Source organism: Mycobacteriales bacterium (assembly GCA_040902655.1).
GTDB lineage: Bacteria > Actinomycetota > Actinomycetes > Mycobacteriales > SCTD01 > SCTD01.
Genome location: JBBDWV010000025.1, coordinates 93,422 through 111,584 on the forward strand (window position 1 = coordinate 93,422; position 18,163 = coordinate 111,584).

Sequence of the window (18,163 nt, forward strand, 5' to 3'; positions counted from 1 at the left end):
GTGTCAGGACGCTTCCGCCGGGCCCTTGCCCGGCTCACCGAGGAGGACGACGAGATCGCCGGTCGCGTGCTGCAGGGCGAGGCCGCCTCGGCCGGCGCCACCGCGGTCTCGCGGTGCCTGCGAGGTGAGCCGGTGTGCGTGGCGGGCACTCTGCGCGCGGTCACGCTGCGGCCGCGCGCGGGGGTGCCGACGCTGGAGGCGGAGCTCTACGACGGCACCGGCTCGGTGATGCTGATCTGGCTGGGCCGGCGGCGGATCGGCGGCATCGAGTGCGGTCGGTCCCTGGTGGCCCGCGGTCGCATGACGGTGCACGACGGCCGTCCGACGCTGTACAACGTGGAGTACGAGCTGCGGCCGGCCGTTGTCTGACACCCTCTCCGGCGCGCCCGCGGCCAAGCCCGCGCTCGTCGATGCCCTCGGCGGCAAACGCGGGCTCCTCGACAGCGGCCTGCCTGCCGTCGTCTTCGTCCTCGTCCATTCGCTGGTGCAGCCCTTCGCGTCCCGGTCGGTCGCGCTCGACGCCGCACTCGGTTCCGCCGTCGCCGTCGGGCTGACGGTCGTCCTCCTGCGGCTGGTGCGAAGGGAGACGCTGCAGCAGGCCATCTCGGGCTTTCTCGGCCTGGCGATCGCGGTGTTCTTCGCGCGGCGCTCCGGCGAGGCCCGTGGCTTCTTTCTGCCCGGCATCTTCATCAACATCACGTACGGCCTGGTCTTCCTCGGCTCGGCTCTGGTCGGCCGACCGCTGGTCGGGGCGATCTACGCCGCGATCGACGGACTGGACAAGCGCTGGCGGGAGGACCCGCGGCTGCGCCGGATCTTCGCTGTCGCGTCGGTCGGCTGGGCGCTGGTGTTTGCCTCCCGCGCGGTGGTGCAGGGCAGCCTCTACCTGATGGACCGGCCGGGGCTGCTCGCCGCGGCACGACTGCTCATGGGCTGGCCGCTGACGATCGGGGCGGTGGCGCTCACGGTGGCATATGTCAGGCGGGCGCGCGCCCGTACCGCCGCGGTCAGCTGACGGGGCCGCGGCGGGGCCGCGGCGGGTGGCCGCCGAGCAGGGCGTCCAGCTCGCTCTCGACCTCGGTGGTCGCCACGAGCAGCAGCTCGTCGCCGCCCTCGAGCGCCGCGTCGGGCGTCGGCAGCACGACCCGGCCCTCACGCAGGATCGCGACCAGCGCACTGTCGGTGGGCCAGGGGATGTCGCCCACGAGCCGGCCGACCAGCGGGGCGTCGTCGGCCAGGGTCAACTCGACCAGGTTGGCCTCTCCGCGCTGGAAGGTCAGCAGCCGCACCAGGTCACCGACGGAGACGGCCTCCTCGACCACCGCCGCGAGCAGCCGGGGTGAGGACACCGACACGTCCACGCCCCACGACTCGTTGAACAGCCACTCGTTCTTGGGGTGGTTGACCTTCGCGACGACGCGGTCGACGCCGAACTCGGTCTTGGCGAGCAGCGAGACGACGAGGTTCACCTTGTCGTCACCGGTGGCGGCGACGACGACCTGGCAGGTCTGCAGCCGCGCGGTGACCAGGGTGTCCAGCTCGCAGGCGTCCGCCAGCAACCACTCCGCCGCGGGGACGGTGTCCACCTTCAACGCGCGCGGCTCGCGCTCGATGAGCAGCACCTCATGGCCGTTGCCGAGCAGCTCGGCGGCGATGGAACGGCCGACGTTGCCGGCCCCCGCGATGGCGACGCGCACTACTGCTCTCCTGCCTGCGGCGCGGCCGCCAGCACCGCGACCACCTCCTCGACCCGGTCGCCCTGCACCATGACGTGCAGCAGGTCACCCTCCTGCAGCACCGTCTGCGCGTGGGGCAGCATCCCGTCGCCGAGCCGGGTCAGCAGGGCCACCCTCGCCCCGGTCGCCTCCTCGAGCCGGGGAACCCGCTGCCCGACCCACGCAGGGTGGTACGCCAGCTCCGCCAGCACGATCCGGCCGCTGGGGTCGCGCCACTCGGTGGCCTCGCCCTGCGGCAGGAGCCGGCGGATCACCTGGTCGGCCGTCCAGCGGACCGTGGCCACCGTCGGAATGCCGAGCTTCTGGTAGACGGCGGCGCGCCGGGCGTCGTAGATGCGGGCGACGACGTTGTCCAGGCCGAACGTCTCGCGGGCGACGCGGGCAGCGATGATGTTGGAGTTGTCGCCGCTCGACACCGCCGCGAAGGCGTGCGCCCGGTCGATGCCGGCCTCCAGCAGGGTGTCCCGGTCGAAACCGACGCCGAGCACCTGGATGCCCGCGAAATCCGCCGACAGTCGACGGAAGGCCCCGGCGTCGCGGTCGATGACGGCGACGGAATGGCCCAGGTCCTCGAGTTCACGGGCCAGGGCCGAGCCGACCCGGCCGCAGCCCATGATCACGACGTGCACGGCCATCCCTCTCGGCGATCGCCCGCCGCCTCGGCGGGCCGAGCAGGACGCTACACGCGCCCGGCAGGTCGGGCGCCGGGCGTGGCGTCGATCGGCCGTACCCTCTCCCCTCGTGTCCGCCCTCAACGACGTCGTCAAGCGGATCGTCGTCGGGCGTGCACTGCGCAGCGACCGGCAGGGCGAGCAGGCGCTGCCCAAGCGGCTGGCCCTGCCGATCTTCGCCAGCGACCCGTTGTCGAGTGTCACGTACGCCACCCAGGAGCTGTTGGTCGTGCTGACCCTCGGCGGCCTGGCCTATCTGTACCTGACGCCCTATCTCGCCGCCGGCGTCGTCGTGCTGCTGGCTGTCGTGGTGGCGTCCTACCGGCAGTTGGTGCACGCCTATCCGAGCGGCGGCGGTGACTACCGGGTCGCGTCGCAGAACCTCGGGCACCGGGCCGGCGGCGTCGTCGCCAGCGCCCTGCTCGTCGACTACGTCCTGACGGTGGCGGTCTCCGTCAGTGCCGGCGTCGACAACATCATCTCGGCCTTCCAGGGGCTGGCGGACCACCGGATCGCGCTGGCGCTGGGCCTGGTCACGTTCCTGACGGCGATGAACCTGCGCGGCGTGAAGGAGTCCGGCAAGACCTTCGCGATACCGACGTACGGCTTCGTCCTCGGCGTGCTGGCGATGATCGGGTACGGGCTGCTGCGGACCGCCTTCGGTGACACGCCCGTCGCCGAGAGCGCCGCCTACGAGGTGGTCCCCGAACAGGGCAAGGCCGGTATGACGGGGCTCGCCTTCGCCTTCCTGGCGCTGCGCGCGTTCGCCACCGGCTGCACGGCGCTGACCGGCGTCGAGGCCATCGCCAACGGCGTACCCGCCTTCCGCCGGCCCCGGAGCAGGAACGCCGCGACCACGCTGGCGCTGATGGGCGGCCTGGCGATCACGATGTTCGCCGGGATCACCGCGCTGGCCGTGCTCGCCCAGGTCCGGTACTCCGGCGATCCGCAGCGGCAGTTCCCCGGTTTCGGCGAGGACGAGGTCCAGCGCAGCGTGATCGCGCAGCTGGCCGCCGCGGTCTTCGGGGACGGCAGCCTGCCGTTCTTCTCTCTGCAGGTGATGGCGGCCGGGATCCTCGTCCTGGCGGCCAACACGGCCTACAACGGCTTCCCGCTGCTCGGCTCGATCCTCGCCCAGGACCGCTACCTGCCACGTCAGATGCACACCCGTGGCGACCGGCTGGTCTACAGCAACGGCATCCTGCTGCTGGCCACCTTCGCCGGCCTGCTCATCGTGGTCTTCGACGCCGACGTCAGCCGGCTCATCCAGCTCTACATCGTGGGGGTCTTCACCGCGTTCACCCTCGGCCAGACGGGGATGGTGCGGCACTGGAACCGATTGCTCAACAGCGGCTCGGTGACCAGCGACCAACGCCGCGGCGTGCTCCGCAGCCGGGCCATCAACGTCACCGGCGCCAGCCTCACCGGCATCGTGCTGGTCATCGTCACGGTCACCAAGTTCGTCCACGGCGCCTACCTGGTGCTCATCGCGATGCCGATCCTGTACGTGCTGATGCGGGCCATCCACGGCCACTACACGCGGGTGGCGGAGGAGCTCGAGCCCGAGGACGAGCTGGTGCCGCTGCCGAGCCGCAACCACGCGATCGTGCTGGTCTCCAAGGTGCACGCCCCGACGTTGCGTGCGCTCGCCTACGCCCGGGCCACCCGGCCGTACGACCTGACCGCGCTGACAGTGTCGGTCGACCCGGACGACACCGCGCAGCTGCAGGAGCAGTGGGAGCGCCGGGACATCCCGGTGCCGCTGACCGTCCTCGACTCGCCCTATCGCGAGATCACCCGGCCGGTGCTGGAGTATGTCCGCGACCTGCGCCGCAAGAGCCCGCGCGACGTGGTCACCGTCTTCATCCCGGAGTACGTCGTCGGTCACTGGTGGGAACAGCTGCTGCACAACCAGAGCGCGCTGCGGCTCAAGGGTCGGCTGCTGTTCCAGCCCGGCGTGATGGTGACCAGCGTCGCCTACCAGCTGCGGTCCTCGGATCGTCGGCGCGACGACGACGCCGGCTCCTCGCCGGGCGACATCCGCCGTCCGGGCGTCGACGAGCCGGCGTGAGCGAGCTCGTCGACCTCGAGATCGGTGCCGTCGCCGCGGGTGGCGCGTGCGTGGCCCGGGCCGGGGACGGGCGGGTGGTCTTCGTCCGGCACACCCTGCCCGGTGAGCGCGTCCGCGCGCGGATCACCAGCCGGACCAAGCACTTCCTGCGCGCCGACGCGGTCGAGATCCTCTCAGCCTCGCCGGACCGGGTCGAGCAGCCCTGCCCGTATGCCCGGCCGGGCCGCTGCGGCGGCTGCGACTGGCAGCACGTCGCCCTCCCGGTGCAGCGGCAGCTCAAGGCGCAGCAGGTGCAGGAGCAGCTACGACGGGTCGGCAGGGTGGAACGGTCCGTCACGGTCGAGGCAGTGCCGGGCGACGTGGACGGCCTGCGCTGGCGGTCGGGTACAGGTCGAAGGCGCGCAGGTCCTCCAGCACCCAGCCGGCATCGAGCAGCACCCGCAGGTCGCGCGAGAACGACGCCGCGTCGCAGGAGACGTACGCCGTCCTGCGCGGGCGCAGGGCGGCCAGCGCCCGCGTGACATCGATGCCGGCTCCGGCGCGGGGCGGATCCAGCACCACCAGGTCGGGCGCACCGAGCCGGCGGATCTGCGCCGCGTCGACGGCCGCCGTCCGGATCCGCACCTGGGGCAGGTCGGCGGTGTTGCGGGCGGCGTCCGCGCAGGCCCGCGGGTCGGACTCGACCGCGAGCACCGAGCCCTGCACGCCGACCCGCTCGCCCAGGATCGCAGCGAACAGTCCGACCCCGGCGTAGAGGTCGACGGCGTGCTCCCCCGGCTGCGGGTCCAGCCCGTCCAGGACCGCCTGCACCAGCACGTCGGCCGCCCCTGGGTGCACCTGCCAGAAGCCGCCGGCCGCCACCTCGTACGAGCGGCCGAGCACGGTGTGCCGCAGGCCGTGCGGAGCGCGGAGCGGGCGATCCTCGACGACCAGCCCGGCCTCGACCTCGGGCGGCTGCACCCGACGGCCGCTGACCGTGACCACCCGCTGGTCCCCCTCGGCCGCCACCTCGACCGCCGTGGCACCGGGCCACCGCAGCGCCTCGGCGCCGACCGCCTCCACCGCCTCGGACGCGATCAGGCAGAAGTCGACCGGCTCCAGCTCGTGCGAACGGTGCCGGTGCAGGCCGGCGCGGCCCGAGGGATGACCGAGCACGTGGAGCTGGTCGCGATCCTGGCGCCCCGTTCCGGCCGACCTCCGGGGCACAGGACTCAGGGTCCCGGGCCGAACGGCCGAGGGTAGGAACATGCCCGCTTCCCGTCGCCTCTTTGTCCTGCCCGTCCTGCTCGCTGCGGTCCTCGCAGCCGGCCCCGCAGCCCTGGCGACGGAGCCGGCGACGGAGCCGACCGCGGCCGCGGACGCCACCTCCCGGTTCGTTCCGCTGCCGCCGACCCGCGTGCTCGACACCCGCTCCGGCCTCGGCGCCGCTCAGGCGAAGGTGGCCCCGAAGGGCTCGGTGGTCCTGCAGGTCACCGGCACCGGCGGCATCCCCACCTCGGGCGTCACAGCGGTCGTCCTCAACGTCACCCTCACGGCGGCCACCGGCCCCGGCTTCGTGCAGGTCTACCCGACGGGCCGCGCCACCGAGGGCTCCTCCTCGAACCTCAACGTGCAGAGCGTCGGTCAGACCGTGCCGGTCCTGGTGACGGCGCCGGTCGGCGACGGTGGCCGGGTGACCCTCTACACGCACGGGGGCGGTCACCTGCTGGCCGATGTCTCCGGCTACTTCACGCTGTCCGGGGAAACGGCCGCAGGGCGGTACCGGCCGCTGACGCCCGCGCGCATCCTGGACACCCGCAGCGGGCTCGGCGCCCCGAAGGGGCCGCTGGGCAAGCAGCAGGCGGCCACCGTCCAGGTCACCGGCCGCGGCGGTGTGCCCGCCTCCGGCGTCTCGGCGGTGGCGCTGAACGTCACCGCGACCGGCGCGCCTGTCGCCGGGTTCGTGCAGGTCGTCCCGTCGGCGGGCAGCACTGCTGCCGGTGCGTCGTCCAACCTCAACGTGGTGGCCCGGCAGACGGTCGCCAATCTGGTGGTCGTCCCCGTCGGCGACTCCGGCGCCGTCGACGTCTACAGCTCCGGCGGCACGCACGTGCTGGCCGACGTCGCCGGGTGGTTCACCGACGACAGCACCGCGCCGTCCGGCAACGGCCTGTTCGTCCCGGTGGCGCCCGAGCGGCTGCTCGACACCCGCAGCGGCAGCAAGCCCGGCGACGCCGCCCAGGTCCAGGTGGCGCCCCTCGGCCGCGCCGGCATCCCGACGAGCGGGGTCAGCAGCGTCGTGCTCAACGTGACCGCCACGCTCCCGATCGCCGGCGGTTTCGTGCAGGTCCTGCCGACCGGTTCGGGCACCCTCGGCGGCTCGTCCAACCTCAACCTCGAGCGTCCGGGCCAGACGGTCGCCAACGCCGCCGTCGCCACCCTCGGGGAGGGCGGCCTGGTCACCCTCTACACCCTGCGCAGCACCCACCTGCTGGCCGACGTGGCGGGCTGGTTCACCGGTCCGTCGACCTCCGACGGCGCGCTGCCCGCCGAGCTGCAGGGGCTGCGGGTGGCGCCGCGGAGCAGCGCCCCGTACGACGCCGCGGGCTGGCCGCACTGGACCGACGCCGACGGCGACTGCCAGGACACGGCGCAGGAGGTGCTCTCGATGGAGTCGATCTTCGAGGCGACGCTGAGCGGGGACGGCTGCTCCGTCCTCGAGGGCCTGTGGGACGACGCGTGGACCGGAGACCAGCACTCCTCCGCCGTCGAAGTCACCGTGGAGCACCTCGTGCCGCTGACCGAGGCGCACGCCTCCGGCGGGCACGCCTGGGACACCGCCCGCCGCCAGGCCTACGCCAACGACCTGGCCGCCGCCGAGCACCTGCTCGTGGTGGGCACGGACGTGAGCACCGACCGCGCGGACCGGGCGCCGGACGCCTGGCAGCCGCCGCTCGAGAGCAGCCGCTGCCAGTACGCCCGGGACTGGGCCGGCGTGAAGAAGCGCTGGGAGCTGTCGGTGACGCAGGCCGAGCTGGACGCGCTGAAGGCGATGCTGGGCACCTGCTGACCCCTGGGTACCTGCTGACCAAGGGCGTCAGCGGACCCGGTGGGCGGTGAGCGCGACCGCGTCCTCGACCGGCAGCGGCACGAACACGCCGGTCAGCGGGATCGTGGCCTGCACCAGCCGGCAGACGGCGCGTCCGCCCTCGAGCAGCAGCATCAGAGCGAGCGGGATGAGCAGCAGCCGCGGGGAACGGATCCACGACGACAGCTGCACCGGGCTGGACGTCCCCGTCATGGTGCCCCCCCGACCCGAGTTGCCGAACCCGCTCCTGCAGTTCAGCACAAGGGCGCCTGATCCGCAGCCCGCGCCGCCGCATGTCCCCCGGGACCGCCTGTGGTCCGTAGGGTTGTCCCATGCCACGGCCCGATCCCGCCCATTTCGAGCAGCTGCTCGTGGCCGCGAGCGAGCGGGCCCGTGGCGTGCGCATCCACCTGCTGACCACGATGGACAGCGCCCTCGAAGCCGATGCCGTACTGCAGGCTCGCCTGTTCAACCAGATCCTGACGGAGGTGTCGGGCATCGCGCGGACCTTGCAGTCCGCTCGGCTCGACGCGGTGCTGTCCCTGCGCGAGCAGGGCTACTCCTACGAGGACATCGCGCGCATCCTGGATGTCTCCAAGGCCCGCGCGCAGCAGCTGGTCGCGTCCGCACGGCGTCGGGCCGATGCCCCGCGGTCGGCGGACGGCGGTGGCCTGTCCGGGGGCTGACACAGGCGTCTTGCGCCGCTAGACGTCTTTACGCCTAACGTCGGGTGCACGGTGTCAGACCAATCTGCACCGTCACCCTTCTCCAGCCCAGGAGCGCGCGGCGGATGTGTCCTGAAATCGACGTCTCGTTCGATGGTGACGACGTCGTCGTGCACTGCCAGACCTGTGGCCGCTCGTGCGTGGTGCCACCGGGACTACCGGTTCGTGCGTTGCGTCAGTTCTACGACCTGCATCCCGAGGACCGCGCCCCGGAGTCGCACCACGACGGTTGCCCGCAGTGGCAGACTTGAGTTCACCCCGGGCCGCGATCCTCGACCTGCGGGCGCGGGAGTGAGGAGTAGCTGGCATCGGGCGGATCTTCGTGGCTTACGCGAACGACGGTGTCGCCGACAGCTATGACGCCGTCTGCCGGCTGTGTCGTGAACGCGGCCGACTGCATCCCCACGAGTCCTTCGCCGAGCAGATCCGGTTGTTCGCGCAGCAGCACCGTCACGACGACGTGCAGGAGCCCGCGCCGGACGACGACGGCTGAGCCGGTCTCAGACGATCCGGTCGTCCGACGACCCCCGCCGCACGGCCACCAGGTCGTACGACGCGCGGCCGGCGTCGCTCCCGCGCTGTTCGAACCGGGTGGGCGGGCGGGCACCGCGCTCCCGGGAGACGATGTCGAACGCCCGATGCGCAGCCAGCACCCCCAGCGCCTGCGCCGCGTACGCCGTCCAGTCCGTCGCGACGTGCAGCCGCCCGCCCGGACGCAGCCGGTCCGCGACCAGGTCGGCGAACTGCGCCGTCACGAGCCGGCGCTTGGCATGCCGCGACTTGGGCCACGGGTCCGGGAAGAACAGGCGTACCTCGTCGAGCTCGCCCGGGCCGATCCGCTGCGCCAGCACCTCGCGTGCGTCGGCCTCCAGGACCCGCACATTGGTCAGGCCGGCCGTGTCCACCAGCCGCAGCAGGTTGCCGATGCCGGGGGTGTGCACCTCGACCGCGAGCAGGTCGCGCTCCGGGTCGGCGGCCGCCATGGCTGCCGTCGCCTCACCCATGCCGGAGCCGATCTCCAGCACCAGCGGCGCCTGTCGGCCGAACGCCTCCGCGACGCGCACGTCGACCGGCACGCCGTACACCGGGAGCAGCCGCTCCAGCGCCTCCCGCTGCCCGAGGGTGACGCGCCGCCGCACCTTGTAGGTGCGCACCGGCTCCCGCAGCGACGTGTCCATCGCCCGATTGTCCGGGTAGCGGCGCCGGGTCGGGGATAGGGTCCGGACGTGGACCTGGTCTGGCTGCTAATGGGGGTGGGTCTCGTGCTCGCCGAGCTGTTCACGCTGACCGTCGTCCTCGGCATGCTCGGTGTCGCCGCGCTCGTGGCCGCAGGTGTGGCCTTCGTCGGTATCGGCGCGGTCGGCCAGGCCGTGGCCTTCGCCGGCACGTCGACGGTGCTGCTCGCCTTCGCGCGACCGCCGGTGCAGCGGATCCTGAACAAGGGCGACGACGGCCGGCGCACCGACGCCCGGATGCTCACCGGTTCGACGGCGGTCGTCGTCGAACGGGTGAGCGACGGGTCCGGTCAGGTCCGGCTGAACGGTGAGCTGTGGCGTGCCCGGCCGTACGCCGGGACCGCCCCGGTCGACGCGGGCCTCCCGGTCACCGTGGCGGCTGTCGAAGGCGTCACCCTGCTGGTCTACTCGCCCGATCTGCCCTGATCACCTACCGAAAGCTGGCACCGTGGAATCCGCTGGACTGCTGCTGGTCATCCTTGCGGCGATCGTCGCGATCGTGCTGTTCAAGACGGTGCGCATCGTGCCGCAGGCCTCCGTGTTCGTCATCGAGCGGCTCGGCAAGTACAGCCGGACCCTCGAGCCGGGCATTCACCTGCTCGTGCCGGTCCTGGACCGGGTGCGCACACAGACCGACATCCGCGAGCAGGTCGTGGGCTTCCCGCCGCAGACCGTGATCACCAAGGACAACCTGGTGGTGGGCATCGACTCGGTCATCTACTACTCGATCATGGACCCCGCCTCCGCCCAGTACAAGATCGAGAACGTCGTCTCGGCGATCGAGCAGCTGGTCGTCACGACGCTGCGCAACGTGGTCGGGGGGATGCAGCTCGAGGACGCGCTCACCGGCCGCGACCACATCAACGAACGCCTGGCGGCCGTGCTGGACGAGGCGACCGGCAAGTGGGGCGTGAAGGTCAACCGGGTGGAGGTCCGGGGCATCGAGCCGCCCCCGACCATCCGGGACGCGATGGAGCAGACCATGCGCGCCGACCGGGGGAAGCGGGCGGCGATCCTGACGGCAGAGGGCGAGCGTCAGTCGGCCGTGCTGTCCGCAGAGGGCTCCAAGTCCGCTGTCGTGCTCAACGCCGAGGCTGACCGCACGGCGACGATCCTGCGCGCCGAGGCGGACAAGGAGTCGGCGCTGCTGCGGGCCCAGGGTGAGGCGCAGGCCATCGCCATGGTGGTCGAGGCGATCAAGGCCGCGGGTGTGGACGACACGGTGCTGGCCTACCAGCGCCAGCTGCTGCTGCCGCGGATCGCCGAGGGAGACGCCAACAAGGTGTGGTTCGTCCCGACCGACATCGCCGGTGTGATCGGCCAGCTCGGCATCGGCGAGCGCGGGAAGATCTAGCTCCCGCCTGGGCCGGGTAAGCCGGGGAGCAGGACCCGCACCGCTGCGGGCCACACCGTGACCGTCGCCGGCAGCGTTCCCAACGGGTCGCCGTCGGCGAAGACGCGGAACGGCCGGTCGGCGTCCAGCTCCACGACCCGGCCCCGCCGGACGGTGATCGTCGGCTCCTCGACGTGGGTGCCCCGGAAGACCTTGGGCAGGGCGCGCAGGAAGGCGATCCGCCCGGTCGCTGCGGAAGCCACCACGTCGAGCTCTCCGTCCGACAGCGATGCCTCGGGCGCCAGTCGCATCCCGCCGCCGTAGATCCCGGAGTTGGCCACCGCGAGCGACCAGCCACGCACCTCGAGCGGCGTGCCGTCGACGGTGTAGGAGAAGATCGCGTGTCTCCACGACGCGACGCTGGCCAGCGACCCGTAGAGATACGTCAGCTGGCCCAGGGGCAGCCAGCTGGTGAGCACCCGCTCCTGCACGTCGCTGTCGAAGCCGACGCTGGCGATCCCGAGGAACGGCAGCTCGCCGGTCCCGCTCGTGACCATCCCGAGGTCGACCGGCTGCGGAGTCCCCGACGACAGGACGGCGCACGCCTCGACGGAGTTCTGCGAGATTCCCACGGCGCGGCAGAAGTCGTTGCCCCGTCCGCCGGGCACCACACCCATGACGCCACCGGTTGCCGCCACCGCACCGGCGACGCGTCCGACGGTCCCGTCGCCGCCCATCGCCACGGCGATCCGCTCGCTTGCGACTGCCTCACGGCTGAGCTCGTCTGCGTGTTCCAGGGACCTGGTCGTGGTCACGACGACGTCGTGCCCCGCGCCGCGTAGCGCGGCCTCGACCGCTGGCAGCAATCTGGCTCCCCGGCCTCCACCGGAGCACGGGTTGACCACCAGCTGCAGTCGGCGCATCAGTCCTCCGGAGGATCAGCGTGCCGGGTCGAGGGCACGTGCACCGCATATCACGTACACCGCGTATATGGAACTGCTGACGCCGACGGCAGCAGTTCCATATACGCGGTGCACACCATGCAGGGGAGCAATCTCCCGGCAGCTTCCGGCGAGGCCGAGGACCGGCCGGCCGTTCAGGAGGTGAGTGTCGGCACCCGCAGGCGCAGGAAGGGCACCCGGTCCAGGATCGCCGTTCCGGACCGGTTGACGGCGACGGAGTCGCGGGTCACCAGCCAACGCCACAGGTCGTGCTCGCCCTCCTCGCGGCGGGCGAGAAAGGCCACCCGGCGGGCCGGGCCGCAGGCGAGCAGCCCCCACTCCTGTGACAGCGAGTCGTCGCTGCGCAGCGGGACGGTCAACGGCCGGCGCCGGTCCGTGACGGCGCGGGGGAGGTCCGGCCCCAGGACGACGACGGTGGCGCCACCCCTGACCAGCTGAGCGCAGCTGGCGGCCAGGTCGGCCGCCACCAGCGCGTTGGGCACGACCAGCAGCGCCAGGGTGGTGCCCGGCAGCAGCGCGCTGGTCTCGACGGTGCGGATCCGGGCCTGCAGGACGCTGCGGTCGGCGGGCGGGTGGGTGTCGGCGGGCACCGCTGCGGCGGCCCGGCCGAAGACGGAGGAGCGCGGGGCGGGGGCGCGCTTGGCCGCCTCCGGGGCGCGCAGCGCCTGGACGGCGGCGCGCAGGCGCAGCGCCGGGTCGGCGCCGGCGTCCCCGTGCTCGGTCATGCAAGCTTTGTCGACAGGACCGGCACAGGCCTTGACGGCAGGACGGAGAGCATGATGGTGCAGCTCGTCCCGCCCGGCTGGCCGCAGCAGGTCCTGCCGCCGCAGGCGCCGGAGTGGGAGCGCAGTGCCGTCGGCTGGCTGTTCGACCTGTGCCCGGCCGAGTACCGCGCGCACGAGGTCCTACGCCGCCACCCGGTCGTGCTCGCCCGGTTCGCCGCCGGGCACGTCGGCTCGGCCGTGGAGGCCGCGCGTGCGGGGTTGCGCACCGTACGCGCCGAGCTGAGCGCGGTGGTGCCGGGCGACGTCGTGGAGGCGGCCATCGCGGCGTACGAGCGGGAAGGGCGGCGGCTGGTGCGGGTCGCCCGCGAGGTGGCGCTGGTCGACGCGGCCCTGCGGGGGGAGCGGCACGTCCCGCGGCTGTAGCGCGGCTCGTCCCGCGGCAGTACAGCCGCAGGGGCGAACCGCCGCAGGAGGTCGCCCGAAGGTGTCGGCGGGACCTTCGCCCGTAGACTCGGGCTTCCCCTGACCCTTTGGAGAGCCGCCGTGAGCCTGCTCGACAGCGTCTCGGGGCCCGCCGACCTCGAGCGCCTGCGGCCCGACGAGCTGCCCCTGCTCGCCGCCGAGATCCGTGACGTGATGGTCGACACCGTCTCGCGGACCGGCGGCCATCTCGGGCCCAGCCTGGGTGTCGTCGAGGCAACCTTGGCGATCCACCGGGTGTTCGACTCCCCGCGCGACAAGATCGTCTGGGACACCGGCCACCAGTCCTACGTCCACAAGCTGGTCACCGGCCGCCGCGAGCGCTTCGACACGCTGCGCAAGAAGGACGGGCTCTCCGGCTACCCCAGCCGCGCCGAGTCCGAGCACGACCTGGTCGAGAACAGTCACGCCTCTACGGCCCTGTCGTATGCCGACGGGCTGGCCAAGGCCTACCGGCTACGCGGCGAGCAGCGGCACGTGGTCGCCGTCGTCGGCGACGGAGCTCTCACCGGCGGCATGTGCTGGGAGGCGCTGAACAACATCGCGGCCTCGTCGCTGCCGGTGGTGATCGTCGTCAACGACAACGGCCGCTCGTACTCGCCGACGATCGGCGGGCTGGCCGACCACCTCGCGTCGCTGCGGATGACGCAGGGCTACGAGCGGGCGCTCGACACGGTCAAGACGACGCTGTCGCGGACCCCCGTCGTGGGGACACCGCTCTACACCGCGCTGCACGGGCTCAAGCGGGGGATCAAGGACTTCCTGCAGCCGCAGGTGCTGTTCGAGGACCTCGGGATGAAGTACGTCGGCCCGATCGACGGGCACGACATCGCCGCCATGGAGGCTGCGCTGCGGCGGGCGAAGGCCTTCGGTGGCCCGGTCATCGTGCACGCCGCCACCGTCAAGGGCTTCGGCTACCAGCCGGCCGTCGACGACGAGGCGGACTGCCTGCACAGCGTGGGGGTCATCGACCCGCTCACCGGGAAGGCGGTGACGGCCAGCGCGCGCGGCTGGACGAGCGTCCTCGGTGAGGAGCTGGTGGCGATCGGCGCCGAGCGCAGGGACGTCGTGGCGATCACCGCCGCGATGCTCCAGCCGGTCGGCCTGCTGCGCTTCAGCGAGGCCTATCCCGACCGCACCTTCGACGTCGGCATCGCCGAGCAGCACGCCGTGACCTCGGCGGCCGGTCTGGCGATGGGCGGTCTGCACCCCATCGTCTGCCTCTATGCGACCTTCCTCAACCGGGCCTTCGACCAGACCCTCATGGACGTCGCGCTGCACCGGCTCCCGGTCACCTTCGTGCTGGACCGGGCCGGCGTGACCGGTGAGGACGGCGCGAGCCACAACGGCATGTGGGACCTGTCCCTGCTCCAGCTCGTCCCCGGGATCCGGCTGGCCGCGCCGCGCGACGGCGCGACCCTGCGCGAGGAGCTGCGGGAGGCGGTCGCCGTCGACGACGGCCCGACGGCGATCCGCTTCCCGAAGGGTCCGCTGGGCGAGGACATCCACGCGGTCGAGCGGCGGGGGACGATGGACGTCCTGCGCCGGGCGCCGGGCGACGACGTGCTGCTGGTCGCGGTCGGGGCGATGGCCCGGCTGGGGCTCGAGGTGGCCGAGCGGGCTGCGGCCCAGGGCATCGGTGTGACGGTCGTGGACCCGCGGTGGGTGACTCCGGTGCCGGTCGAGCTGGTCGAGCTGGCCTCGGCGTACCGCCTGGTCCTCACGGTCGAGGACAACGGCCGCGTGGGCGGCGTCGGTGCACTGGTCAGTCAGGCGCTGCGGGACGCCGACGTCGACGTGCCGGCCCGGGACGTCGGCATCCCGCAGCGCTTCCTGGACCACGCCAGCCGGGCCGAGGTGCTGGCTGGTATCGGCCTGACGGCGCAGGACGTCGCGCGCCGCCTGGTCGAGACGATGGCCCGGCTCGACGGTGCCGGTGTGCCCGAGGAGCGCACTGCCGACGAGACGTCGTAGGGCTGTCGCGGCGGCGGCTTCAGCGGTAGAGCACGTCCCGGACCCATGGCGGGTCCGCCGCCGGGTCGCGCAACACGATCTGTTCCGGTCGCCCGCCGTCTGCCGCCAGCGTCAACTCGTCGGCGGTCAGCAGCAGCGGCCGGGCGAAGCCGCGCTCGGCTGCCGGGGTGGCAGCCGCGGCCGCGGGCCCGAAGGCCGGGTCGATGAGGGCCAGCCGGGTCCAGCCGCGCCGGCGCATCGGGACCACCGCCGCACCCAGGCCGCCGGCCGCGGCCGCCAGGGAGGCGCGCAGCGTGCGCGCGCCGAGCAGGGTGAGCGCGTCGCAGTCCCCGTAGGGCCGCAGCACGCCCTTCGGGTCGCGCGCCAGCCGTTCGGCGGCCAGCTGCCCCATGTCCTCCAGGAGCCGGCGGGCCGCTTCCCAGGCCCGGTCGGCGCCGATGCCCGCGGAGTCCAGCGCGGGCGGGGGGACCAGCACCACGCGTTCGCGGTCGTGCGGGTCGAGTCCGACGGCCCCGAAGCCGAGGTCGAGGACATCACCGAGGACCCGCTCGCGCACCCAGTCCAGCCCCGGGTGCAGGACGTGGTCGACCGGGAGGCCGACCGGCCGCAGGACACCCCTGAGGGACTCCGGACCGGCGTCGGCGCACCAGCGGCGGGCGAGCAGCCAGTCGGCCAGCCGGGTGCGCCCGCTGGCGGTCTCCGGGTCGTGGCCGGCCAGGGCATGACGGCACTCCGCCCACGACACCCACACCCGCGGCGAACCGGGGAGCGCGACACCGCGCCGGGCGGGTTCGAGGTCCACGTCGTGCAGCACGCAGACGGCCAGCGCACCCCGGCGCAGCTCGACGGTCGTGGGTGCTCGCACGACGGCACGCTACCCGCGCAGCAGGAGGGTCAGGCGGGGCCGAGTGGGTGACCGGCCGGCTCCCCGCCGACGCTCCGTTAGCGTCACGGGATGCGCGTGCTGGTGGTCGAGGACGAGGTGCCGCTGGCCGACGCCGTCGCCCGCGGCCTGCGCCGCGAAGGCATGGCGGTGGACACGGCGTACGACGGCGACAGCGGCCTCGAGAAGGCGATGATGACCCGCTACGACGTCCTGGTGCTCGACCGGGACCTGCCCGGCCGCTCCGGTGACGACGTGTGCCGCAGGCTCACCGCCGACGGCTCGCTGACCCGGGTGCTCATGCTCACGGCCGCCGGCGGGCTGGTGGACCGGGTCGCCGGACTCGAGCTCGGAGCCGACGACTACCTGGCCAAGCCGTTCGCGTTCACCGAGCTGGTCGCCCGGGTGCGGGCGCTCGGCCGGCGGGCCACCCCGGCCGCACCGCCCGTCCTGCACGGCCCGGGTGGGATCGTCGTCGATCCGGCCCGGCGCACCGCGACCCGCGGCGGCGTCGACCTCGCGCTGACCCGCAAGGAGCTGGGTGTGCTGGAGGTGCTGCTGGCGGCCGAGGGTGCAGTGGTGTCGAGCGAGGAGCTGCTCGAGCGGGTGTGGGACGAGTTCGCCGACCCGTTCACGACGACGGTCCGGGTGACGGTCATGACGCTGCGCAAGAAGCTGGGGGAGCCGCGGGTCGTCCACACGGTGGTCGGCGCCGGCTACCGGATCGCGGAGCTGTGAGAGCCGATGACTGAGCCGCGCACCACCCTGCGCTGGCGCCTGACGCTCGTCTACAGCACGGTCGCGCTCACCGTCGGGCTGCTGCTGCTCCTGCTGTCGACGGTGCTCGTCGACCGCGCGCTGCAGGCCGGCTCGCTGTCGCCGACCCTGCCGATCCGCATCCCGCGCGAGGGCCCTGACCTGGTCACCACGCTCGGCGTCGTCCAGGACGACCTGCGGCAGGAGGCGCTGCGTTCGCTGCTGCACCAGGGGCTGCTCGCGCTGCTCCTGCTCGGCACGCTCGGCGTCGCGGTCTCGTACTACCTGGCCGGCCGGGTCCTGCAGCCGCTGCATGACATCACCGCGGCCGCGCAGCGCCTGTCGGTCGAGCGGCTGGACGCACGGATCGACCTGCAGGGCCCCGAGGACGAGCTCAAGCAGCTGGCCGACACCTTCGACGCGATGCTCGGCCGGCTCGAGGCAGCCTTCGAGGCGCAGCGGCGGTTCGTCGCCGACGCCAGCCATGAGCTGCGGACCCCGCTGGCGGTGATGCGTACCGAGGTCGACGTCGCGCTGGCGGACCCGGCCGCGAGTCCGCAGGACCTCCGGGAAGCCGCACAGGTCGTGCGGGACGCGACCATGCGCGCCGACCGGCTGGTCGACAGCCTGCTGCTGCTCGCCCGGTCCGAGCGGGGCACCGGCCCGGACGTCCTCGAGCGGGTCGAGCTGCCCGAGGTGGCGGCGCAGGCGTTGGCCGCGGTGGCCGCGGAGGTCGAGGAGCGCGGGCTGCAGGTCGCCACGTCGCTGGGGCCCGGGGGCGTCCTCGGGGACCGGGGCCTGCTGGAGCGGCTGGCGGGGAACCTGGTCGAGAACGCCGTGCGGCACAACGTCGTGGGCGGCTGGGTCCGGGTGGACACCGGGACGGTGGAGGACTGCGCCCGTATCCAGGTCGCGAACTCCGGTGGGCCGGTCGCCGCGGAAGAGGTGACCGGGCTGTTCGAGCCGTTCCGTCGGTACGGCACCGCCCGCACGGCCCGCCGCGGCGCCGGGCTCGGCCTCGCGATCGTCCGTGCCGTGGCGGAGCTGCACGGCGGAACGGCCCACGCCGCGGCCCGCCGCGACGGCGGTCTGACCGTGACGGTCGACCTTCCCCGGGGCCCGTAGGGTGCTGTCCGGAGCAGCCGGCCTGGGCCGTTCGGCTCTGCCGACCTGTCCCGCCGGAGTCTTTTACGGAAAACGTCTGCGCGGAGCCGCCACAGGTGCGCATCATCAACACAGCGCAGGCGACGAGGAGGGCGGTCAGGCATGGCAGTGGAGACGACAGCACACACGGACTTGGTGCTTCTGCTGGTCGTGCTGGGCCTGGCCGGGCTGGTCGTCCTGGCCGTCCGGCTGGCGCATGACCTTGCCCCGGCGCGCCCGACGCTGCCTGACGAGGACTGTCCCCCGCCCGGGCTCGGCCGGCTGGTGCCGGTCGGCGGCCAGGTGGACCAGGAGTGCCGGCACGGCCTGGCCGCGCTCGAGTCCTGGCTGGTCACGCGCAGAGTGCGCCCCTAGACCAGTGGGTGGCTGCGGTCCGAGGGG

General features: G+C 73.2%; 21 protein-coding genes. 13 read left to right on the plus strand and 8 right to left on the minus strand.

Annotated features, from left to right (window positions below; genetic code table 11):
* Positions 1-369: an OB-fold nucleic acid binding domain-containing protein gene (locus WD794_07675; protein ID MEX2290188.1), complete on the plus strand. Its 369-nt coding sequence runs from the start codon at positions 1-3 to the stop codon at positions 367-369.
* Entirely contained in the window at positions 362-1,015 is a 654-nt protein-coding gene (locus tag WD794_07680) for a DUF3159 domain-containing protein (protein ID MEX2290189.1), read from the plus strand. The genes WD794_07675 and WD794_07680 overlap by 8 nt, the downstream gene beginning before the upstream one ends.
* Here the strand turns inward: WD794_07680 and WD794_07685 are convergent.
* Both WD794_07685 and WD794_07690 read right to left on the minus strand, forming a co-directional pair.
* Entirely contained in the window at positions 1,008-1,697 is a 690-nt protein-coding gene (locus WD794_07685) for a TrkA family potassium uptake protein (protein MEX2290190.1), read from the minus strand. The genes WD794_07680 and WD794_07685 overlap by 8 nt on opposite strands.
* Entirely contained in the window at positions 1,697-2,365 is a 669-nt protein-coding gene (locus tag WD794_07690) for a TrkA family potassium uptake protein (GenBank protein ID MEX2290191.1), read from the minus strand. The genes WD794_07685 and WD794_07690 overlap by 1 nt, the downstream gene beginning before the upstream one ends.
* A gap of 112 nt (positions 2,366-2,477) precedes the next feature.
* Here WD794_07690 and WD794_07695 point away from each other — a divergent pair, with 112 nt between their 5' ends.
* The gene (locus WD794_07695; protein MEX2290192.1) at positions 2,478-4,478 is read left to right on the plus strand and encodes an APC family permease; all 2,001 of its coding nucleotides are present in this window, start codon (positions 2,478-2,480) and stop codon (positions 4,476-4,478) included.
* Positions 4,479-4,811: 333 nt separating this feature from the next.
* On the opposite strand, the gene WD794_07700 is transcribed toward WD794_07695, so the two are convergent.
* A complete protein-coding gene (locus WD794_07700; protein ID MEX2290193.1) occupies positions 4,812-5,684 on the minus strand; it encodes a hypothetical protein in 873 nt (290 codons plus the stop codon).
* Between the two features lie 40 nt (positions 5,685-5,724).
* Between WD794_07700 and WD794_07705 the strand changes: the two genes are divergently transcribed.
* The gene (locus WD794_07705) at positions 5,725-7,527 is read left to right on the plus strand and encodes a hypothetical protein (protein MEX2290194.1); all 1,803 of its coding nucleotides are present in this window, start codon (positions 5,725-5,727) and stop codon (positions 7,525-7,527) included.
* A 27-nt stretch (positions 7,528-7,554) separates the two neighbouring features.
* Here the strand turns inward: WD794_07705 and WD794_07710 are convergent, their stop codons facing one another.
* Positions 7,555-7,758 carry a hypothetical protein gene (locus tag WD794_07710; protein MEX2290195.1) on the minus strand — a complete coding sequence of 68 codons (204 nt, stop codon included), beginning with the start codon at positions 7,756-7,758 and terminating at the stop codon, positions 7,555-7,557.
* Positions 7,759-7,877: 119 nt separating this feature from the next.
* Between WD794_07710 and WD794_07715 the strand changes: the two genes are divergently transcribed.
* A complete protein-coding gene (locus tag WD794_07715) occupies positions 7,878-8,231 on the plus strand; it encodes a hypothetical protein (protein ID MEX2290196.1) in 354 nt (117 codons plus the stop codon).
* Between the two features lie 361 nt (positions 8,232-8,592).
* Positions 8,593-8,763 carry a hypothetical protein gene (locus WD794_07720; protein ID MEX2290197.1) on the plus strand — a complete coding sequence of 57 codons (171 nt, stop codon included), beginning with the start codon at positions 8,593-8,595 and terminating at the stop codon, positions 8,761-8,763.
* A 7-nt stretch (positions 8,764-8,770) separates the two neighbouring features.
* Here WD794_07720 and trmB read toward each other — a convergent pair whose 3' ends face one another.
* Positions 8,771-9,448, minus strand: coding sequence for a tRNA (guanosine(46)-N7)-methyltransferase TrmB (gene trmB, locus WD794_07725; protein MEX2290198.1), 678 nt, complete (start codon positions 9,446-9,448; stop codon positions 8,771-8,773).
* A 48-nt stretch (positions 9,449-9,496) separates the two neighbouring features.
* Between trmB and WD794_07730 the strand changes: the two genes are divergently transcribed.
* Positions 9,497-9,931 (plus strand): NfeD family protein, encoded by a 435-nt coding sequence (locus WD794_07730; protein ID MEX2290199.1) that lies wholly within the window; start codon positions 9,497-9,499, stop codon positions 9,929-9,931.
* Positions 9,932-9,953: 22 nt separating this feature from the next.
* Positions 9,954-10,859, plus strand: a complete 906-nt coding sequence (locus tag WD794_07735) for an SPFH domain-containing protein (GenBank protein MEX2290200.1) — start codon at positions 9,954-9,956, stop codon at positions 10,857-10,859.
* Here the strand turns inward: WD794_07735 and WD794_07740 are convergent.
* Both WD794_07740 and WD794_07745 read right to left on the minus strand, forming a co-directional pair.
* Positions 10,856-11,761, minus strand: coding sequence for a diacylglycerol kinase family protein (locus WD794_07740; GenBank protein ID MEX2290201.1), 906 nt, complete (start codon positions 11,759-11,761; stop codon positions 10,856-10,858). The two genes, WD794_07735 and WD794_07740, sit on opposite strands and share 4 nt — an antisense overlap.
* A gap of 173 nt (positions 11,762-11,934) precedes the next feature.
* Entirely contained in the window at positions 11,935-12,525 is a 591-nt protein-coding gene (locus WD794_07745; protein ID MEX2290202.1) for a hypothetical protein, read from the minus strand.
* A 51-nt stretch (positions 12,526-12,576) separates the two neighbouring features.
* Here WD794_07745 and WD794_07750 point away from each other — a divergent pair, with 51 nt between their 5' ends.
* The gene (locus tag WD794_07750; GenBank protein MEX2290203.1) at positions 12,577-12,948 is read left to right on the plus strand and encodes a hypothetical protein; all 372 of its coding nucleotides are present in this window, start codon (positions 12,577-12,579) and stop codon (positions 12,946-12,948) included.
* 126 nt (positions 12,949-13,074) lie between these two features.
* Positions 13,075-14,979 carry a 1-deoxy-D-xylulose-5-phosphate synthase gene (gene dxs / locus WD794_07755; protein ID MEX2290204.1) on the plus strand — a complete coding sequence of 635 codons (1,905 nt, stop codon included), beginning with the start codon at positions 13,075-13,077 and terminating at the stop codon, positions 14,977-14,979.
* A gap of 19 nt (positions 14,980-14,998) precedes the next feature.
* On the opposite strand, the gene WD794_07760 is transcribed toward dxs, so the two are convergent.
* A complete protein-coding gene (locus WD794_07760; protein MEX2290205.1) occupies positions 14,999-15,844 on the minus strand; it encodes a hypothetical protein in 846 nt (281 codons plus the stop codon).
* A 90-nt stretch (positions 15,845-15,934) separates the two neighbouring features.
* Here WD794_07760 and WD794_07765 point away from each other — a divergent pair, with 90 nt between their 5' ends.
* The 3 genes from WD794_07765 to WD794_07775 all read left to right on the plus strand — a co-directional run bounded on the left by WD794_07765 (position 15,935) and on the right by WD794_07775 (position 18,136).
* Positions 15,935-16,600, plus strand: coding sequence for a response regulator transcription factor (locus WD794_07765; protein ID MEX2290206.1), 666 nt, complete (start codon positions 15,935-15,937; stop codon positions 16,598-16,600).
* Between the two features lie 6 nt (positions 16,601-16,606).
* Positions 16,607-17,743 (plus strand): ATP-binding protein, encoded by a 1,137-nt coding sequence (locus WD794_07770; GenBank protein ID MEX2290207.1) that lies wholly within the window; start codon positions 16,607-16,609, stop codon positions 17,741-17,743.
* 171 nt (positions 17,744-17,914) lie between these two features.
* Entirely contained in the window at positions 17,915-18,136 is a 222-nt protein-coding gene (locus WD794_07775) for a hypothetical protein (protein MEX2290208.1), read from the plus strand.
* The last annotated feature ends 27 nt before the right edge of the window (positions 18,137-18,163 follow it).